General features: G+C 32.7%; 16 protein-coding genes. 15 read left to right on the top strand and 1 reads right to left on the bottom strand.

Going from position 1 to position 19,006, the window contains the following annotated elements:
- Positions 1-104: 104 nt before the first annotated feature.
- The gene (locus R9X47_RS12735; RefSeq protein ID WP_432667261.1) at positions 105-341 is read right to left on the bottom strand and encodes a hypothetical protein; all 237 of its coding nucleotides are present in this window, start codon (positions 339-341) and stop codon (positions 105-107) included.
- A gap of 225 nt (positions 342-566) precedes the next feature.
- On the opposite strand from R9X47_RS12735, the gene R9X47_RS12730 reads away from it, so the two are divergent.
- The 15 genes from R9X47_RS12730 to R9X47_RS12660 all read left to right on the top strand — a co-directional run bounded on the left by R9X47_RS12730 (position 567) and on the right by R9X47_RS12660 (position 18,960).
- Entirely contained in the window at positions 567-1,580 is a 1,014-nt protein-coding gene (locus R9X47_RS12730; protein WP_432667260.1) for a nucleoid-associated protein, read from the top strand.
- Between the two features lie 162 nt (positions 1,581-1,742).
- Positions 1,743-1,976 carry a hypothetical protein gene (locus R9X47_RS12725; RefSeq protein ID WP_432667259.1) on the top strand — a complete coding sequence of 78 codons (234 nt, stop codon included), beginning with the start codon at positions 1,743-1,745 and terminating at the stop codon, positions 1,974-1,976.
- Positions 1,977-2,152: 176 nt separating this feature from the next.
- Positions 2,153-4,498, top strand: a complete 2,346-nt coding sequence (locus tag R9X47_RS12720) for an ATP-dependent DNA helicase (protein WP_432667258.1) — start codon at positions 2,153-2,155, stop codon at positions 4,496-4,498.
- Positions 4,499-4,582: 84 nt separating this feature from the next.
- Positions 4,583-6,415 (top strand): diguanylate cyclase domain-containing protein, encoded by a 1,833-nt coding sequence (locus R9X47_RS12715; protein ID WP_432667257.1) that lies wholly within the window; start codon positions 4,583-4,585, stop codon positions 6,413-6,415.
- A gap of 538 nt (positions 6,416-6,953) precedes the next feature.
- A complete protein-coding gene (locus R9X47_RS12710) occupies positions 6,954-7,310 on the top strand; it encodes a hypothetical protein (protein WP_432667256.1) in 357 nt (118 codons plus the stop codon).
- A gap of 64 nt (positions 7,311-7,374) precedes the next feature.
- On the top strand, positions 7,375-8,310 hold the full coding sequence (locus R9X47_RS12705; RefSeq protein ID WP_432667255.1) for an HD-GYP domain-containing protein: 936 nt from the start codon (positions 7,375-7,377) through the stop codon (positions 8,308-8,310).
- Positions 8,311-8,620: 310 nt separating this feature from the next.
- Positions 8,621-9,325, top strand: coding sequence for a hypothetical protein (locus tag R9X47_RS12700; RefSeq protein ID WP_432667254.1), 705 nt, complete (start codon positions 8,621-8,623; stop codon positions 9,323-9,325).
- A 177-nt stretch (positions 9,326-9,502) separates the two neighbouring features.
- Positions 9,503-11,182, top strand: a complete 1,680-nt coding sequence (gene recJ / locus R9X47_RS12695) for a single-stranded-DNA-specific exonuclease RecJ (protein WP_432667253.1) — start codon at positions 9,503-9,505, stop codon at positions 11,180-11,182.
- 141 nt (positions 11,183-11,323) lie between these two features.
- Positions 11,324-12,421: a histidinol-phosphate transaminase gene (gene hisC / locus R9X47_RS12690; RefSeq protein WP_432667252.1), complete on the top strand. Its 1,098-nt coding sequence runs from the start codon at positions 11,324-11,326 to the stop codon at positions 12,419-12,421.
- Positions 12,422-12,752: 331 nt separating this feature from the next.
- Complete coding sequence (locus R9X47_RS12685) at positions 12,753-13,574, top strand: EFR1 family ferrodoxin (protein ID WP_432667251.1); 822 nt, start codon at positions 12,753-12,755, stop codon at positions 13,572-13,574.
- Between the two features lie 87 nt (positions 13,575-13,661).
- Positions 13,662-14,093 carry a MarR family winged helix-turn-helix transcriptional regulator gene (locus tag R9X47_RS12680; protein ID WP_432667250.1) on the top strand — a complete coding sequence of 144 codons (432 nt, stop codon included), beginning with the start codon at positions 13,662-13,664 and terminating at the stop codon, positions 14,091-14,093.
- Between the two features lie 232 nt (positions 14,094-14,325).
- Entirely contained in the window at positions 14,326-15,846 is a 1,521-nt protein-coding gene (locus R9X47_RS12675; RefSeq protein ID WP_432667249.1) for a PLP-dependent aminotransferase family protein, read from the top strand.
- Between the two features lie 95 nt (positions 15,847-15,941).
- The gene (locus R9X47_RS12670) at positions 15,942-17,126 is read left to right on the top strand and encodes a PLP-dependent aminotransferase family protein (protein WP_432667248.1); all 1,185 of its coding nucleotides are present in this window, start codon (positions 15,942-15,944) and stop codon (positions 17,124-17,126) included.
- On the top strand, positions 17,126-18,013 hold the full coding sequence (locus tag R9X47_RS12665; RefSeq protein ID WP_432667247.1) for a PhzF family phenazine biosynthesis protein: 888 nt from the start codon (positions 17,126-17,128) through the stop codon (positions 18,011-18,013). The genes R9X47_RS12670 and R9X47_RS12665 overlap by 1 nt, the downstream gene beginning before the upstream one ends.
- Positions 18,014-18,270: 257 nt before the next feature.
- Positions 18,271-18,960: an aspartate/glutamate racemase family protein gene (locus R9X47_RS12660; protein ID WP_432667246.1), complete on the top strand. Its 690-nt coding sequence runs from the start codon at positions 18,271-18,273 to the stop codon at positions 18,958-18,960.
- The last annotated feature ends 46 nt before the right edge of the window (positions 18,961-19,006 follow it).

Here is a 19,006-nt window from a genome sequence, read left to right as displayed (position 1 = left end):
ATTCAAAACTACTTGCACCCTTTCAAACTTTTAATGAATAATCCGGGCTTAATTAAATTCCCATGTACATATTTTATTTTGTACATGGGAATTTTTAAGTTTTACTATTTTTTTATGTTATTTACTTTTTTAACCCAATAATCATTTTTACTAATACCGCAAAAACTGCATCTATGTACGCCATTTTTTTTATCCCTTATAAATACAGCTTTTTGCCTACAATAAGGACAATAAAGCTCTCCAGGTTTTAAATCAAAGCCTTCAGGTATTTCCTTATCCTTAACTTCCTTGGGTTTTTCCATGATAGAAAAGATAGATAATTGATCGCTAATTAGTATCACCCTCCATTAAGGTTATTAACTCTAAAAACCTTTGTTCTATACATATATCATTATAACCTAAACCTGTGAAAGTGTATAGATTATTAAGAAATTTCAATCCAGACCGACCAGAGAAGCCTATATTTATCAAAAAATTCAAGTTGAAAAATACTATATATTCTAGTAAGCTTTTATATAGAATGCATTTATGAATGTAAGACACTTGTTCTTTAAGGAGGAAAAAATATGGATAGTAATATACTAGTAGAAAAGCTAATTGTTCATATATTAGATGGAGCAGTTGGATCACCGGTTTTATCAGATTTTAATTATGAAATGGATTCTGATATGTATGAATATATAGAAAAGCATATTTTTAGAATATTTAAAGATATAGATCTAAAAAAGGTATATTTCACAGATGATGAAAACCTGTTTAACAAAGATTGTTTAAAGCTTAAGCATGGTCAAGAGGATTTTATTCCAGTAACTAAAAATATTGCTTCTACAATTTACGAATTTATGAATAAAAACCCTGAGATTCCTTCAGCAGATTTGATATGTACCCTATTTAAAAAAGACAACTCAAAATATCTTGGTATCCTAAAACTAAACTACAAAGAGTCATATATACACTACATAGATGAGAGTGAAGATGGGAGGGAAGTTAGGATAGTTAAGCAAAAAACAGCACTTCCATTAGCTACGCAAAAAATTGATGAGTGTATACTTGTAGATATGGATGATCTTTCAATACTATTGAAGGAGAAGAAATATGAAATAGATGGTGAAAAACAGTTCTATCTATCAAAGGATATACTTGAATCAACGGAAGCATTATCCGATAAAGAGAAGATAGATATTATAAATAAAGCATCTAAAAAAGTAGTAAAAAAATATTGTAATGATGATGTAACAAAGATGGCTGAGATAAAGAATGCAATTGCTGAAAGCTTTGAAGACTCTATGACGATTAATATTGAAGAAGTAGGGGATAAAGTCTTTAAGGGAAATACAGAAATGCAGCAGATATATAACGAAGAGATAGAAAAAAGAGGATTAAAGGAAAAAAACCTCTCTGTAACTGAAAATGTAGAGAAAAAAGTTATGAGAAAACAGCGTTTAGTAACCAGTGATGGAATCGAAATTAAGCTACCAGCATCATTTCTATCTAGGAAGGATAAGGTAGAATTTATGTCAAATATGGATGGAACGATTTCAATCATGTTAAAAAATATTAGTGAGATTGAGGATAAATAGCCGCTAGGAAAATAAAACGGTTTGATGACCTAGAGTTTTTATGACATATAGTGAAAGCTAACTTTCAGAATATTTATAAAAGACTTTGTTCTTTGTAGTCCCCAAAATTTCTCTTAGATTCGTATTCTTTATAGTAAGACAATTTTGGGGCAGGTGGTTTAAATGGAACGAGGGATATGCAAAGCATGTCAAAGATTTTTTATTAAGATTGAAAAGTATCAAGAACTATGTCTTATATGCTATGAAAAGGATATAGAAGATTATGGAGTAGTCAAAGAATATTTGTTTAAAAATAGTAGGGCTACTATGATGGAGGTATACTTTGATACAAATATATCGATGAGGACTTTAAAAAGATATATAGCAGAGGGACGAATAGATATTATTGAAAAATAGAAAATATGTTTGTGAGACGCCTAGATGATAATTTTAAACATTTAGGTGTTTTATAATTTTACCAAAGATAGACTGTGTTGAGTTGATGTTAGATTTTATGTTCTTATTATATTGGACACCATTAGAGACTTGTTGTTATAATATGGATAACAAAATACAATACGAGAGGCAAACCTATGAATAATGCAAGGGAAAAAAAGATATCTATTCGTAACCTAGTTGAGTTTATTTTACGTGAGGGAGACATCAGTAGTGGAGGATTTACAAGCTATGATAGAGCTTTAGAAGGAGCAAAGGCCCATAGAAAAATCCAAAAATCCTATGATGATGGATATGAATCAGAGGTTACATTAAAATATACGGTTGACTATGAAGGAGACACTTTAACTGTACAAGGTAGAGCCGATGGAATCCTTTTTGAAAACGAAAAAGTGATCATCGATGAGATAAAGACCGTCGTAATAGACTTAGAAAAAATCGATGAGGAATTTAATGAATTACATTGGGCACAGGCTAAATGCTACGGATATATTTATGGACATGAAAAGGACTTAGAAGAAATAGACATACAATTAACCTATTATAATATAGAGACTGAAGAGATGAAGAAGCTTAGAAGAACCTTTTCAATAGATGTATTAGAACAATTTTTTAGTAAGTTAGTAGAAGAATATTTTAAGTGGATAGCCATAACTAAGGAATGGGATATAGAGAGAAATAAATCCATAGTAAAACTAGATTTTCCCTTTAGTTCCTATCGAAAAGGTCAAAGGAATTTGGCCGTTGCCACCTATAAAACTATAAAAGATGATAAAAAATTATATGTACAAGCGCCAACGGGAATTGGAAAAACCATATCAACATTATTTCCGACTATTAAGGCAATGGGAGAAGGACTTACATCTAAGATATTCTATCTAACGGCAAAGACTATTACGCGGACAGTAGCTGAAGAGGCCTTTGTAAAGATGAGGGAAAAGGGACTAAAGATGAAAACAATCACTTTGACGGCTAAGGATAAAATATGTTTTCAAGAGGAGAGAAAGTGTGATCCAGAAGAATGCCCCTATGCTGCAGGCCATTTTGATAGAGTCAATGAAGCACTTATGGATATAATCTGCCATGAAGAAAATTTCACAAGGCAAACTATTGAAAAATACTCAGAAAAGCATAAGGTATGTCCATTTGAGTTTGCTTTAGACTTATCATTGTGGTCGGACTGTATAATATGTGATTATAACTATGTTTTTGACCCTAGAGTGTATCTTAAGCGTTTTTTTTCTCAGAAGGGTGATTATGTTTTTTTAGTTGATGAGGCACACAATTTAGTTGATAGAGCCAGAACAATGTTTTCAGCTCAGCTCTATAAAAGACAATTTTTAGAATTAAAAAGAACAATGAAGGAGAAGAGTCCTGGTATAGCAAAATCACTTAATAAATTAAACTCATTTATGATTGACATGAAAAAGCTATGTAATGAAGGTAAAAGTCATATTCAGAAGGAATATCCAATTATACTAGATGAATTATTAGAAAATCTTATAAATCAATGCGAATTCTACTTTGCCTCCAACAGGACAGAAGAAATAGATGAAAAATTATCTGAACTGTATTTCGATGCATTGTCATTTCTAAAAATAGGTGAGCTATACGATGAAAGATACATAACATATATTGAAAAGGAAAATAAAGATACAAAGATTAAGATCTTTTGCTTAGATCCTTCTGAATTGATAAAGAAAGCAATAAAGAGAGGGAAAAGTGGCATATTTTTTTCAGCTACACTAGCTCCGCTTAAATATTTTAAAGAAATTTTAGGTGGAGAGGATGAAGATCATATGCTGGTATTGCCATCACCATTTTCAAAAGAGCAATTTTCTCTTTTGATAACCAAGAATATTTCTACGCGTTTAAGGGATAGGGAAAATAGTTATAGCCAAATCGTTAAGTATGTAGAAGCTGCAATTAAAGAGAAACCTGGAAACTATCTTGTGTTCTTTCCATCATACGCATATTTACAAAGAGTTCATGAAGAATTTCAAGAAAACAATCCAGAAATCTTGACCTTAGTGCAAAACCCATTGATGACTGAACAGGAGCGAGAGGCCTTTCTTGATGAGTTTAAACCCAATCCTTCAAAAAGCCTGTTGGGATTTGCTGTGCTAGGAGGACTTTTTTCTGAAGGTATAGATTTTACGGAGGATCGTTTGTCTGGAGCTATCATTATAGGAGTAGGATTGCCTCAAATTTCCCTTGAAAATAATATAATAAAAGGTTATTTCGATAATAAAAATAGCTATGGATATGAATATGCATATACCTATCCTGGGATGAATAAAGTTCTTCAGGCTGCAGGACGAGTGATAAGAACAAAAAATGATAAAGGTACTATTTTGCTCATAGATGATCGTTTTACCTACTATTCCTATAGAAGAATTTTTCCAAGAGAGTGGAGTCATTCTGTTCAAGTTTACAACTCTAAGCAGGTAGAAACAAAGCTGAGATCGTTTTGGAACAAATAAATATGATATAATAGCACTAAGAAATTTGTCTGATTCCATATAATGGACTGTTGTAGATTATTAAATTTTTAGGGGAGAAAAAATATGACCATGTTTGATAAAGTTTTGCCCCAAGGTAAATCTAAGAAGTTTTTAAGAGAAAAAGAAGTTAGCCTAAAGCTTACCCAAAGGATTGCTAATACAGGCATTTGGGAATGGGATTGTACGAAGGATGACTTCTATTTTGCCGATGAAACTTGCCAAATATGTGGAATCAGTAAGGATGTAACGGATATTGACTTACAGCATTTCATAGATAACTTTATTTGTAATGAGTATAAAAATGTCGTAAGAGATGCTTTAAAAGAAGCGTTAAAATATGGAGGAATAGAAAAAATAGAATATAAAATATTGAATTCAAATAAAGAAGAAAAATGGGTTCGAACAAACTGTGAAGTGCTTTACGATGAGAGCGGTGAACCAAATAAAGTAATCGGAACTATTCAAGATATAAATGAATGGAAGGAAACAGAGACATCTATTAGAGAGAATCTTGAAGCCCTTCAACGTGTTATAGATACACTTCCAAATCCAATATTTTGTAAGGATTTAAATGGTGTATACAGACATTGCAATGTTGCATTTTGTGAATATTTAGGACTAGAGTACCAAGAAGTTATTGGAAGAAGTGTCTATGATTTATGTCCAAAGGAACTTGCTGATATTTATCATAAATTTGATAGCGAGTTAATTGTAAATAGAGGAAAACAAACCTATGAGTCAAAGATTAGACATAAGGATAAAACGTTGCATGATGTTATTTTTAATAAGGCAGTTATAACGGATTTGCAAAACGAACCGATGGGTTTAGTAGGTATTGCAACTGATATCACCGATAGGAAAATAGCTGAAAAAAGAATCCAGAGGCTATTAAAGCTCAAAGAAGCTTCCATAGAAATAAATCATGCTATTATAGGTATTAACAATACAAATGAATTATTTAATCTAATATTGGAAAAGGTATCAGAGGTAATAGAAGAAGTTGAACTTTCCTGTGTAATGCTCTTAGATAAGGATGAGAATTTACGGATTGCCGCATGTAAAGGCTTTGATGAAGAAAAGGCTAAGGAATTTAGACTCAAACTAAGAGAAACTTTTTTCTGGTTCATGACAAAAGGAAATTTTCATAGGGCAGTTGTTATTAATGACATTCAAGAACTGATAAATAAAAAATTTCCAGATATTTTGGAAAATGACAAAAGGGTTGAAGTTCAATCTTCTATAAGTTCACCTATTATTATAGATGGTAAACTTTACGGTTTAGTTAATGTTGACAGTAGTCGTAATCGTATATATGATGAAATGGACTTAGAAGTAATGGAATATTTAAGAAATCAGATTGCAATAGTTATAAATAAACATAGACTCTATGAAGAAACTATATATTTGTCAAGATATGATAGATTAACCAATATATATAATAGAAGTTATTTCGAAGAATTATTTGAAGCATATATAAAAGAAGCGAGTAAAGATAATAAGGAATTTTATTTAGTGTTATTTGATCTAAACGGGTTAAAATTTGTAAATGATACCTACGGACACTTAGCAGGAGATAGGCTAATAAAAACATTTTCTAGCAGTTTACGTAAATTTATTGAATCTCAAACTATACTGGCTAGGTTTGGTGGAGATGAATTTGTGGCTGTTTTTTCAGATAGGGATATATGTTGGTTGAAGAATAAATTTACAGAGTTATCTCAGTACTTAAAAAGTAGACCAATTACATTTGAAGGTAATAGGATTAGTTGTGAATTTAGCTATGGAATTGCTAAATTTCCGGATGATAGTAACGAGTATAATCAATTAGTAAGGGCCGCCGATGAAAGAATGTATACTTATAAGAAAAGATTAAAAAAAATCCATAGAACATTTTAAGAAGTGAACTTTCCAATTGAATTAAAAAAATTAAAATACTATGACAAAAATAGTGGTTTATTGTCGTTGTTTTTCGAAACTTAAAGAAATGTTATATATTATATTATTAATAGAGTCCAAAGCTATTTGCATACTTCCTAATTTATAACGAAGAATCTGGGCTATATGAATCAAAAATCCAAAAAAATTTAATAAAATATTATTTTAAGCAGGAAATTGGAATTTATTGTAGAATTATTTATTAATTTTTTATAATACATAGGAAATTATGAACATCTTGAAGTTTTGTATAAGTACGATTTCCATTATGGATTTCAGCAAAGTCTACCTTGAGAATCTTTATTAAAGACTTTTTTATTACAGATTTACCGAGAATCGTATTGAGAACTTGTTTTGAAATGACTTTCATAGGATACTTATTTGCCAGATATTTATGTGGGGATATACTTGGTAAAGGAGTCCTTTGAAATATAGTTTTTTAGCAGTTGCATAGATATGCAGCTGACTAAAACATCTTATATAACAAGGAGGAGATTGTATGAAAAGGTTTTTGTCTGTAGTAGTTTTATCAATGTTATTGGTGATGGTGTTTAGTGCCACAGTATTTGCAGCTGAGGATGTTTACTCTCTTGTAGAGGAAGCTAATCAGAAGATTGAGGAGAAGATTGAGGAAGCAGTAGAAAAAGCAGATGAATTAGATCCAGAGAGTTCTAAATATGATGTTAAGCTTGATAAAATAATAAATAAATTAATTAAAGAAACCGACAAGATATCTAAAAAGACTATAAAAGAAGCAAAAAAGAAATATGGGGCTACTGTTGTTTGTGAATATGTAGAAGTTCAAATAGGTAATAGAACAGTATTAGTAGATCCTTTAAATGTTTCAGGATGGTAAACTTGATCATAATATTGTAAATCTAGAGAAAGAATCTCCCTATGTGACTTCAAGGAGGATTAAGATGCAGCAAGGACTATATATAGGACGGGGTAATGAATGTATAGAGAGATCTAGTAAGAGTGTAACAGATCTTAGCTTGATTGCAAGAGGCGATGGAACTGAGGTTATGATTCAAGAAATAAAGTCAGGGGAAAACATGTTCATGACCCCAGGGGATATAAGTGAATTAATGGAATTTGTTTATATATTGGACGGGGAAATACTATATGAAAAGGATGGCGCTGATATAGTTTTAAAAAAAGGAGACTATTTCTACGTGCACCATTTAAAAGAAACAGTATACTTCAAGGTGAATAGTGATGTAAAGTTATTATACGTTACTACTCAGCCCCTATTCCATTGTTTAAGTAAAAGGATTGAGGACCTAAAGGAAATTGCTTTAAAAAGTCAAAAAAAGGATTTGTATACCCACAATCACGGAGATAGAGTAAAGGATTATTCGGTAGCAATAGGAAATAAACTAGGATTATCTAAAGAAAGTGTTGAGAACATTGCATTTGCATCGCTTTTTCATGATATTGGGAAAATTAATGTTCCTGATGAAATATTGCAAAAACCAGGTAGATTAACTAGTGCAGAAATGGAATTAATAAAGAAGCATCCCATAGATGGTGCCGAAATGGTTAAAGATACATATTATGAAAAAATAACTAAGATTATAATAGAACACCATGAAAGGTTAGATGGCTCAGGATATCCTTACGGTCTTATGGGATATGAAATATCTATAGAAGCAAAAATCATTGCCGTTGCAGATACCTTTGATGCCATGATTACCGATAGACCCTATAGAAAAGCCGTATCTCCATCGGATGCACTAAATGAGTTAAAGATTCTTGGTGGAATTCATTACGATGAAAAGGTTGTAGATGCTTTTGAAAAAGTTCTTTTGGAAAAAGGAATTATCAAGGAACGAAAAAATGATGATAATCTGTAGATAAACAATACTGATTTGTATTTTTAGAATGTTAATATGTATATATATAAGGACCTGTATTATTAAAAAAATAATATAGGTCCTTTTAAAATTATTTTGAAAAAATAAGACTAGTTTCCACACGGTTTATCGCTTCTTATCATACTATAATAGTGAAAAAACAACAAAAAATGTAATTGATCTCAGATTGTTTATTGGGATAATATACAAAACAGTACTATTAAAGCTTATAGACGTTAAAGATGAAATGAGTAGTATATTGTATGTAGTATATTGATTGATAAAGGGGTGAAATAGGAAACTATATATTATGGATAGAGCTAAAGTTATAAAATTAGTGAAAAAAAATGATGAAACTGAACCAGAAGTAATTGACATAGATGAAGTGAACGAGATAGAAGAGGTAGATGAAAGCTATGATAATTATTTAGATGAAATAAATAATGAAGAGAACTTTAAAACTGCTGAGATAACTGTTTTACCTAACTATTCACAAACAGAAGAAGAGGAATATGAAGATGAAGATATAGAGGACCCATTACAAAAAATTCTTATGGAATTACTTGGAGAGCAAAACCCTGAGATGCTAGAGAATCTGAAAAAAGCAATGCGTTTTATGAAACAAATGGAAGGACCTATACGGTTTATACAACAAATGCAGGGACCACTTAAATTTATACAACAAATGCAAGAGCCAATGCGTTTAGTAAGAGAACTACAGGGACCATTACAAATGCAAAGACAATTAAGGCAAGTACAACGTCCTATGGGATCAATGAGATATCCGGGTCGTGCCCAACATTTTCAGCACTTTGCCCAAAGAAGGGCACAAGAACAAGTACAAAAACAAATTCAAGAACATATCACTAAACAAGTTCAGCAGCAGATATATGGACAAATAGCTGGAAAAATACAAGCACAGATTGGAAATCAGATAAAACAACAAGTAGGTCAACAAATACAAAATCAAATACCAAATCTTTTAAAGAGCTTTTTAAGTAAGCAATTCCAATAGAAATTAAAAAATAGACCCAAGGAAATTTTATATTTCCTTGGGTCATCTTGTTAACAAGGTTAACAGCCTAAGCCCAAGGAAATTTTATATCTCCTTAGGTTTATTTAATTAAGATTGTTCATTGAAAATAGATGATATGATACAATGTTTGTATACTATTTTGATTGGAGGACTTTCATGGAAAAGGTTTGGAAGACGATTTGTGAAAAAAAAGAAGGCCTATCCATTGTTGAAACTATACTTTCTTCAAAGGGGATTACTGATAAAGAAGATATAGAAGAATTTTTAAGCGATAAGCCTCAGAGGACCTATGACCCATTTCTTATCAAGAATATGACCGAGGCAGTGGGTAGAATTATATATCACCTAACAAAAAAGAACAAGATTGTGATCGCTGGAGACTATGATGTAGACGGTGTTACATCTACATCTTTACTATTAGAGTTTTTCGGAGGAATAACAAAAAACATAGATTACTACATACCTAACCGTTTTACTGAAGGCTATGGACTTAATATAGATGCTATAAAACATATGAAAGAAGAGATGAAGGCTGATCTCATTATCACAGTGGATAATGGGATTAGTGCCGTAAAGGAAATAGAATATGCCAATGAATTAGGACTTGAAGTTATAGTTACAGACCATCATAATCCACCAGAAGCATTACCAAACTGTATTATTATAGATGTAAAGCAGGAGGGAGATAATTATCCTTTTAAAGAACTATGTGGGTGTGGAGTAGCTTTTAAGCTAGCACAGGCTGTCCAAAAAACACTAGGACTTCCTAAATCAACATTATCCAGACTCCTTGATCTAGTTACTTTAGGGACTATTTGCGATATTGTGCCCTTAGTAGATGAAAATAGAACTCTCATAAAATATGGGTTAAAAAGTATTAATGCAAATAGACGTCTTGGAATATTAAGTCTAAGACAAGCTGTTGGACTTATGGATAAAGAGATAACAGCAGGAAGGATTGGGTTTGTTATAGGACCATGTTTTAATGCCGCTGGAAGACTTGAAGAGGCAAGACATGGTGTAGAACTTCTCCTAAGTAAAGATAGGAACAAGGCTAATAAAATGGCCCAGTATCTATATAACTTAAATAAAGAAAGACGAATGGTACAAGAAAATGGAGAAAAGTTTTGTAAAGAACTTGTTGAACGAAAATATAGAGAAGATGACTTTTTAGTTCTTAGAGCTGACAACATGTCAGAAGGTGTTATAGGTATAGTGGCTGGCAAGATGAAAGACATGTTTTATAAGCCTGCCCTAGTGGTTACAAGAAGTGAAGAGGGACACCTAAAGGGTAGTGGAAGAAGTATTTCTGGAATAAACATCTATGAAGAAATGAAAACTTGCACAGACCTTTTTATAGGATTTGGGGGACATGAAATGGCATGTGGTTTCTCTATAGAAGAAGACAAATTGGATGAACTGAGGGATAGATTAAACTTTAGAGCTAAAAGAATTAAAAAGACAAATCCAGATATATTTATACCGAAACTAAATATAATGTCAGAGCTTTCACCAAATGATTTTACCATCGAACTTATCAATGAGATATCAAAGCTGGAGCCCTATGGAATGGGAAATCCGAGACCATTATTCATAATAAATGATATAAATGTTGATTCAAGTAAGACAAAGGGATGTGGAACCGATGGTAAACACTTGAAATTTGTCGGAAAAAGAGACGATATTAACATGGATGGAATTGGCTTCTCACTAACTGAAAGATATAGAAAGATAGGAGAACCAGAAACAGTAAGTGTTGCCTTTTCCCTAGATATAAATGAATGGAACGGGAATGTTAAGCCGCAAATGGTTATAGAAGACCTTAAGAAAGTATAAAAATTAAATAATTGTGAATATTTAAAAACTATTAACCTATTATCTGGTATAATTGGATATGTAATGAATAGTTAAGAACTATTCCTGTGGAGAAAGGGATCTTACAAATTAGAAAAAATAATAGCGGAGGGGGAAAACATCATGGATAACAACTTATTTAGGAATGAAGTACTCACTTTAAAACGTTATGTACCAGGGAAGCCTATTGAAGAAGTAAAGAAAGAATTAGGTTTAGAAGACATAGTAAAGCTTGCATCCAATGAGAACCCATTGGGGCCGTCAAAAAAAGCAGTAGAGGCTATAAAAAATGAAGCAGGAAATATACACATTTATCCGGATTCTGGAGCAGTTTCTTTAAGAGAAAAGCTAGCAAAAAAATACGATTTAGATCCAGATCAAATAGTAGTAGGAAATGGTGGAGAAGAAATTCTTAAATTCATAGCTCAGACCTTTATAAACGAAGGTGATGAAGCTATAATGGCAGTTCCATCATTTGGACTATATGCAACAAGTGTTTCTCATATGGGCGGTGTCCCTATACTAGTTCCACTTAAAAACTATAAACATGATTTTGAAACATTTATTGAGAAAATAAATGATAAAACAAAATTAATATTTGTTTGTAACCCGAATAATCCAACTGGAAACATAATGACAGCGGAAGAAGTAAACTATTTATTTGAAAATATCTCAGAGGAAATAGTAGTAGTACTTGATGAAGCATATTATGAATATGCAATAAAAAATCCACAGTATCCTGAGAGCTTGAAGATACTAAAAGAAAGACCAAATACCATTATACTTAGAACTTTTTCAAAGGTAGCTGGTCTAGCAGGTGTTAGAACCGGATATGCATTAACATCAAAGAAAATTACAAATGAAATGACCAAGGTTAAGGGAGTTTTCAATGCAAATAGATTGGCACAGGTAGCAGCTATAGCAGCTCTAGACGATGAAGAGCATATTGAAGGAACTGTGGAATTAAATTATGAGTCCATGGAAATGATGGAGAAATACTTTGAAGATAACAATCTAGAATACATAAAATCTAACTCTAACTTTATTTTCGTTGATGTAAATATGGATTCAAAAGTAGTATTCCAAAAATTATTAGAACAAGGAGTAATAGTAAGACCAGGATATCTGTGGAGCTGGGATAACTGGCTTAGAGTTAGTACAGGAACCATTGAGCAGACTGAAAAATTCATACAAAAACTAGACCTAGTACTACAAAAGTAGAAGAATCCGGGCTAAACTATAAAAAGTTTAAGGCGAAATGATATATACTAACTTTCCCTTAAGCTTTTTCTTATAGGACATAGGAAATTATAAACCTTATAAAACTGTGGATGACTTTATAATTATGATATGTCAAAAAAACATCTTGACATTATAATCCGCGGAATGTATAATTTTTATGTAAAGAGTTACGGGAAAAACTATTTTTTTACACAAATATATTCCTGGGAATATATTTACAAGGAATATATATGATTTTGAAATAATATAAAGTTTATTGACAAAGTTATTAACTCATATATCTATCAGTTTAGGAGGGAGAGGATTTACAATGAAAGTACATCTAATTTATTTTAGTCCAGGAGGGACTACTAAAAGAACGGTACGTAATATTGCCGAAGGAATGGGAGATGTAGAAATCATCGAACATGATATGCTGGTCCAAGAAAATAGAAGAAAGAAATACAATTTCAAAAGCGATGATTTAGTTATACTTGGAATGATGACTGGAACAAAGTTATTTGGTGTTCCACAGGAAGTTTTCAATGCTATTAAAGGAAATAATACTCCTCTAGTTGGAGTAGTCATGTATGGAAATGGATATTATGGAAAGAGCCTTATATTTATGAAGAGAGAAGTAGAATCTAGAGGGTTCAAAATGGTAGCAGGCGGTGCTTTTATAGGTCAGAGTAGCCTTGAACCTAAGATTGCAGCAGGAAGACCCGATGCAAAGGATAAGGAAATTCAGTTAAAGTTTGGTGAAGATATTTATGAAAAAGTAGTTATAAATAGGGATTTTAGTTTTAAGTCCAAATTGAAAATGAATTGGTCCAAAGACGATGCAGTTACTGTGGCAAAGTGTGCAATTATATCAGCACTACCGGGATATAGTCTTAAGATGCCTTATTCCATGAGTGTATTGAAGATAAATGATGATTGTATTGGATGTAAAAAATGTGAAAGACATTGCCCCGTAGGTGCCATAGATATTGATACTAAATCCTTTGATAGCAAAAAGTGTATAGGCTGTGCTGGTTGTATCAATACCTGTCCAAAGAAAGCTATTAGTTATACAAATAAAACATTGAAAAATATGATGAAAAAACTAGAAGTTACTCGTGCAGAAAGAAAAGAGCCAGAAGTATTTTTTTAACAGAGGCTATTAAAATTAGATTATTAAACCTTTAGTAAATAGTTTAAGAACCTTTAATAACACTGAATGATGAAAGTGTGGTCGAGTATGGCAAATAAGAATTTAATTATCAACTCGGATATGAAACTAGAACACAAAATAATTGGGCTTCTCATTTGTATCGGACAAGAGCAGAGTATGAAGGTAGCTCGAAGTCTCAGACATCTGAAGTTATCATATACACAAGTGAATATTCTTGGCACGCTAGCACATGGAGAAAAGGGTCAGTTAACAGTTAGTCAGATAAAAAGGTTAATGATAGATGAGAGTCCAAATATTTCAAGAGCTTTAAACAAACTGGTGGAAAAAGGATATGTCACAAAGGAAAGAAGCCTTACAGATCAGCGTGTCGTGTATATAAGCATAACTAGTGAAGGGAGAGAGATTCTTAAATCTGCTATTGATATACTATTAAAAATATCTATTAATCTACCCCATGATGATTTAAAAAAGCTATATGATTTATTAAGAAATTTCTAATTCATGTTAGAGAAATATAAAAGAGATTATTGATTACCATAGGTATGTATTTTCGTATATTATCCTATGGTTTTTCTAGTTTTTGAAAAAGTCTTCGTGCGTATTTCTAAAATTGGATGGTTGTAGAATGTTCCAATTGGTAGTTTAATACAGGAAATTATCTTGATATAATTAAGTTGGATGGTACCAATCTATAGATTCATAATCAATAAAGCTTAGAAAGAGTGATTAGATGCGCATCTCTATAAATCGAAAGGTTAAGACACCTATTTATTTGCAGATAAAAAATCAAATAAGGGATATGATATTTTCAAATGCAATTGTGGAGGGATTTTCCCTTCCTCCAGAACGAAAGCTTGCAGAAGTACTTGGTGTAAATCGCAGTACAGTTATTAAGGCATATCAAGAACTTAAGGCCGATGGGCTAATTGGCTCCCATGTAGGCAAAGGGACTGTGGTTCTTCCTCAAATATTTAGTAAATCCTCCTTTGATGAAAAACAAGCAAATCCAATGCCCTGGTATCAACTTTTTAATGAAACAACTACGATTAATAATGGACATATAATTAGTGACATAATGGAAGTGGCCAGCTATAAGGATATCATTTCACTTGCAGGTGGTATTCCTGCTCCGGACTTGTATCCTATCAAAGAAATTGAAGGAATCCAATCTAAGCTATTCAAAAACCATGGAAAGGATTTACTACTTCAAAGCCCTGTTGAAGGATATTATCCATTAAGAGAGAGTATAAGTAGTTTGCTTAGAAATAGGCAAATAGAAGTATCTCCTAGGGAAGTTATGGTGCTTTCAGGATCTCAACAAGGTCTTGACTTTGCTGCAAGGATATTTATTCGTCCCGGTGATACCGTCATTGTAGAAGAACCTACTTTCTTTGGAGCTATTCAATTATTTCGAGCGGCAGGGGCTAGGGTTATAGGTGTACCAATTGACGAAAACGGAATACGCACAGATATATTGGAGCCTTTACTAGTAAGACACAAACCAAAGTTTATATATACATTACCGACCTTTCAAAATCCTTCAGGGGTTACAATGAGCTTAGAACGACGATATGAATTATTGAATTTAGCCTATCAGTATCAAATACCTATACTTGAAGATGACCCCTACGGAGAAATTAGATATGATGGTATATCTATACCACCGCTAAAGGCATTGGACCGACATGGATATGTAATGTACCTTAGCACCTTTTCAAAGGTTTTATGCTTAGGACTGCGTGTGGGATGGATAGTCGCCCCACAGCAGGTACTCAGTAAGTTTGCATATCTAAAACAGATAACAGATCTTCATGTCAACACACCAAGCCAGTGGATTCTTGATAGGTTTATAAGGAAAGGTCTTTATGAGAAACATATTAAATTGATCGGAAAGGAATATGCCTTTAAAAGAAACGTAATGATAGAAGCGCTTGAAAGATATAAAGTACAAGATATTGTCTGGAACGAACCGGAAGGTGGTTATTATATTTGGTGTAGATTACCTAAAAACATTACACAAACAAAACTGATTGCTAAAGCATCAAATAAGGGTGTTGTTTATGTACCTGGCGAAGCATTTTATCCATATGGAACCCAGGGAGAAAGCTACATTAGACTAAACTATACCTATCCAAGTGTGGACCAGATTGAAGAAGGCATAAAATATCTTATGGAAGCAGTAAAGGAAACCCTTGAAGAAACCAAGGATTTAATTAAAGATATTGAATATTATAAAAAGCCCATTGTATAGGCTGATTTAAATGCCTATATGGAGAAGGCTTTTTTAGAGCAACTTAAGTTTTAAACTATATAGGTTAAGTTAATTTTAAGTGGGGGGAGATATATATGGTGTATAAATTTGCAAAACGGGCAGATAAGATTAAGGCTTCGGAAATACGTGAGATTTTAAAAGTTACTGAGAGACCTGAGGTTATTTCCTTTGCTGGAGGGCTTCCAGCACCCGAGCTTTTTCCTATAGAAGAGATGAAGGAGATATGTCAATCTATCCTTGGTGAAGATGGAAAGTTGGCGTTACAGTATAGTACAACAGAGGGATATAAGCCATTAAGAATGCAGATTTCCCAGAAAATGGCTAAGATCGGTATAGACACTACAATGGAAGACATAATCATCACTTCAGGCTCACAGCAAGGGCTTGACCTTACAGGAAAAGTGTTTATAGACGAAGGAGATACCATAATATGTGAAAGTCCAACATATCTAGCAGCAATAAATGCATTTAAAACCTATTCACCGAAATTTCTAGAGATAAAAATGGATGACGATGGAATGGATATGGAAGAGCTTGAGAAGTCCCTTAAAACTAATAAGAACGTTAAGCTTATATATACTATTCCCGACTTTCAAAACCCAACAGGAAGAACCATGAGCCTAGAGAGAAGGACGAGGTTAATAGAGCTTGCCAATGAATATGATGTAATTGTAATTGAAGATAATCCCTATGGAGAGTTGAGATTTATAGGTGAAAAGCTTCCTTCATTAAAAAGCTTTGATACAGAGGGTAGAGTAATTTACATGAGCACCGTATCAAAGATTCTAAGTCCTGGTCTAAGGGTTGGTTGGGTATGTGCGCCACAAAAGATAATTCAAAAGTACACATTATTGAAGCAAGGTACTGACTTACACACAAATACTTTTTCACAAATGCAAGTATCTAAATATATTGAAATGTATGATTTGGAATCACACATAAACAAAATTAAAGCAGTTTATAAAAATCGATGTAACCTAATGATTGAAGCAATCAAAAATGAATTCCCAGACGGCATAAAATATACACATCCAGAAGGCGGATTATTTATATGGGTGGAGCTTCCTTCACAGATTAACTCGAGAGAAGTATTAGACCGATGTCTAGATAATGACGTGGCCTTTGTTCCGGGTGGTTCATTCTTCCCAAATGGTGGAAATGAGAATACATTAAGACTTAATTATTCAAATATGACGGAAGAAAGAATTGAAGAAGGAATTATTAGAATTGCAAAGGTATTAAGGGAGGTTCTAAAATAATGAAAATAAATATCAAGCAAGTGGATGCCTTCACGAAAGCACCCTTTGGAGGAAATCCTGCTGGAGTTGTTACCGATGCTAACAATTTAAGTGATGAACTTAAGCAGAAAATTGCCCGCGAAATGAATCTTTCTGAAACCGCCTTTGTATCAAATTCAAAGGATGCAGATTTTAAAGTTCAATTTTTTACCCCAAACTCTGAAGTAGATCTATGTGGTCATGCTACTATAGCAACATTTTCAGCCCTGTATGAAGAGGGAAAACTAGATTCAAATAAAAACCTTTTCTATCAAGAGACAAAGGCAGGAGTACTACCGGTAGAACTTATAGATACTAATCAAGAGAAAGTATTTATGATGACACAAGCCTTGCCAAAGCTTGAAGAGATGAAAAACGACAAAGCGGAAATAGCAAGACTGATAGGATTAAATAAAGAAGACTTATTAGATTTGCCTGTAATGAAGGTTTCAACAGGTATATGGTGGCTTGTATTTGGAATAAAAAAGATAGAAAAGCTTAGCAAGGTAAAACCTAATCTAAAGCTTATAGAAGATTTCAGTAGGGAAAATAACATAGTAGGTATAATGCCATTTTGTATAGAGACATTAGATTCAAAATACGATTATCATAGTAGATGTTTTGCCCCACTTGTAGGAGTAAATGAAGATCCAGTATGTGGCACAGGGAATGGCTGTATAGCTTCCTATATGGTCTTTAATAATCTAATTAGTTTTGATCAGAGTATAGACCTTATAGGTGAAGCAGGTATTGAAGTACATAGACCTGGGTATGCTTATGTGAGCCTTGAAAAAAGTGGGAACGACATCACTAAAGTGAGAGTTGGAGGGGCTGCAATTACTATCTTAGATGGAAATTTGAAAATCTAATATATAGCCAAACCATTGGGGTGCGCTCATAAAACTTACGGAACGAAAGTTGGCTCTGAGGTTTCCTTTTGAGCGATTTTTATCAACCTTTTTCTCTATCACATTATAATAGAAAAATAGGTTGATAGCATGAGCCAAAAGGATCCTTAGAGTTTACTTGAGTAGGTATAACATTGCAAGCGCACATATCAAGCCAAAATTAAAAAATAATGTCATATGTATACACTTATAAAATTTTTTCGTGGGGGAGATAAAAAATGAAAACAATAGGCCTTATTGGAGGAATGAGCTGGGAATCCTCACTAGAATACTATAGAGTGATTAATGAAACAGTAAAGGAAAGATTAGGTGGTTTACATTCAGCAAAATGTATTATGTATTCCTTGAACTTTAATAAAATAGCAGGATTGCAATATGAAGATAAATGGGAAGAGCTAACTCAGGAAATGATAGAGGCTGCTCAGAGATTAAAAAAGGCAGGAGCTGATTATATAGTAATTTGCTCAAATACAATGCATAAAACAGCCGATGAAGTTCAAAATGTGGTGGGGATACCTGTACTCCATATAGCTGATGCCGCAGCTGAAAAAATTATCAAAAAAAGGATTGAAAAAGTGGGATTAATGGGAACTAAATTTTCAATGGAAGGCGATTTTTACAAAAAAAGATTACAAGAAAAACATAATCTTGAAGTGATTATTCCTAGTGAAGAGGATAGAGAGATAATTAATAATGTTATTTATAATGAACTATGCCTTGGAGTATTGAAACAGTCTTCAAGAGAGAAATTTAAAGAAATAATAAATAAGTTGGTATCGAGTGGAGCTGAGGGAATTGTTTTAGGATGTACAGAAATTCCTTTACTTATAAAACAAGAAGACGTAGACGTTCCTGTTTTTGACACGATGACTATACATTCAGTTAGTGCAGTTGATTTTACATTATAAAAAATACGATAAGTTAAGGAGTAAAATAGAATGAGTGATATTCTAA

It is taken from the genome of Wukongibacter baidiensis (genome assembly GCF_050888315.1).
In the GTDB taxonomy this organism is placed as follows: domain Bacteria; phylum Bacillota; class Clostridia; order Peptostreptococcales; family Caminicellaceae; genus Wukongibacter; species Wukongibacter baidiensis.
The sequence above is the reverse complement of the archived record's forward strand: the minus strand, read 5'-3'. Positions and strand labels throughout refer to the sequence as shown.

Bases quoted from the DNA above. Each gene is read 5' to 3' on its own strand.
- R9X47_RS12730 (WP_432667260.1), top strand. From the start codon at position 567: ATGGATAGTAATATACTAGTAGAAAAGCTAATTGTTCATATATTAGAT.
- R9X47_RS12725 (WP_432667259.1), top strand. From the start codon at position 1,743: ATGGAACGAGGGATATGCAAAGCATGTCAAAGATTTTTTATTAAGATT.
- R9X47_RS12720 (WP_432667258.1), top strand. From the start codon at position 2,153: ATGAATAATGCAAGGGAAAAAAAGATATCTATTCGTAACCTAGTTGAG.
- R9X47_RS12715 (WP_432667257.1), top strand. From the start codon at position 4,583: ATGACCATGTTTGATAAAGTTTTGCCCCAAGGTAAATCTAAGAAGTTT.
- R9X47_RS12710 (WP_432667256.1), top strand. From the start codon at position 6,954: ATGAAAAGGTTTTTGTCTGTAGTAGTTTTATCAATGTTATTGGTGATG.
- R9X47_RS12705 (WP_432667255.1), top strand. From the start codon at position 7,375: ATGCAGCAAGGACTATATATAGGACGGGGTAATGAATGTATAGAGAGA.
- R9X47_RS12700 (WP_432667254.1), top strand. From the start codon at position 8,621: ATGGATAGAGCTAAAGTTATAAAATTAGTGAAAAAAAATGATGAAACT.
- recJ (WP_432667253.1), top strand. From the start codon at position 9,503: ATGGAAAAGGTTTGGAAGACGATTTGTGAAAAAAAAGAAGGCCTATCC.
- hisC (WP_432667252.1), top strand. From the start codon at position 11,324: ATGGATAACAACTTATTTAGGAATGAAGTACTCACTTTAAAACGTTAT.
- R9X47_RS12685 (WP_432667251.1), top strand. From the start codon at position 12,753: ATGAAAGTACATCTAATTTATTTTAGTCCAGGAGGGACTACTAAAAGA.
- R9X47_RS12680 (WP_432667250.1), top strand. From the start codon at position 13,662: ATGGCAAATAAGAATTTAATTATCAACTCGGATATGAAACTAGAACAC.
- R9X47_RS12675 (WP_432667249.1), top strand. From the start codon at position 14,326: ATGCGCATCTCTATAAATCGAAAGGTTAAGACACCTATTTATTTGCAG.
- R9X47_RS12670 (WP_432667248.1), top strand. From the start codon at position 15,942: ATGGTGTATAAATTTGCAAAACGGGCAGATAAGATTAAGGCTTCGGAA.
- R9X47_RS12665 (WP_432667247.1), top strand. From the start codon at position 17,126: ATGAAAATAAATATCAAGCAAGTGGATGCCTTCACGAAAGCACCCTTT.
- R9X47_RS12660 (WP_432667246.1), top strand. From the start codon at position 18,271: ATGAAAACAATAGGCCTTATTGGAGGAATGAGCTGGGAATCCTCACTA.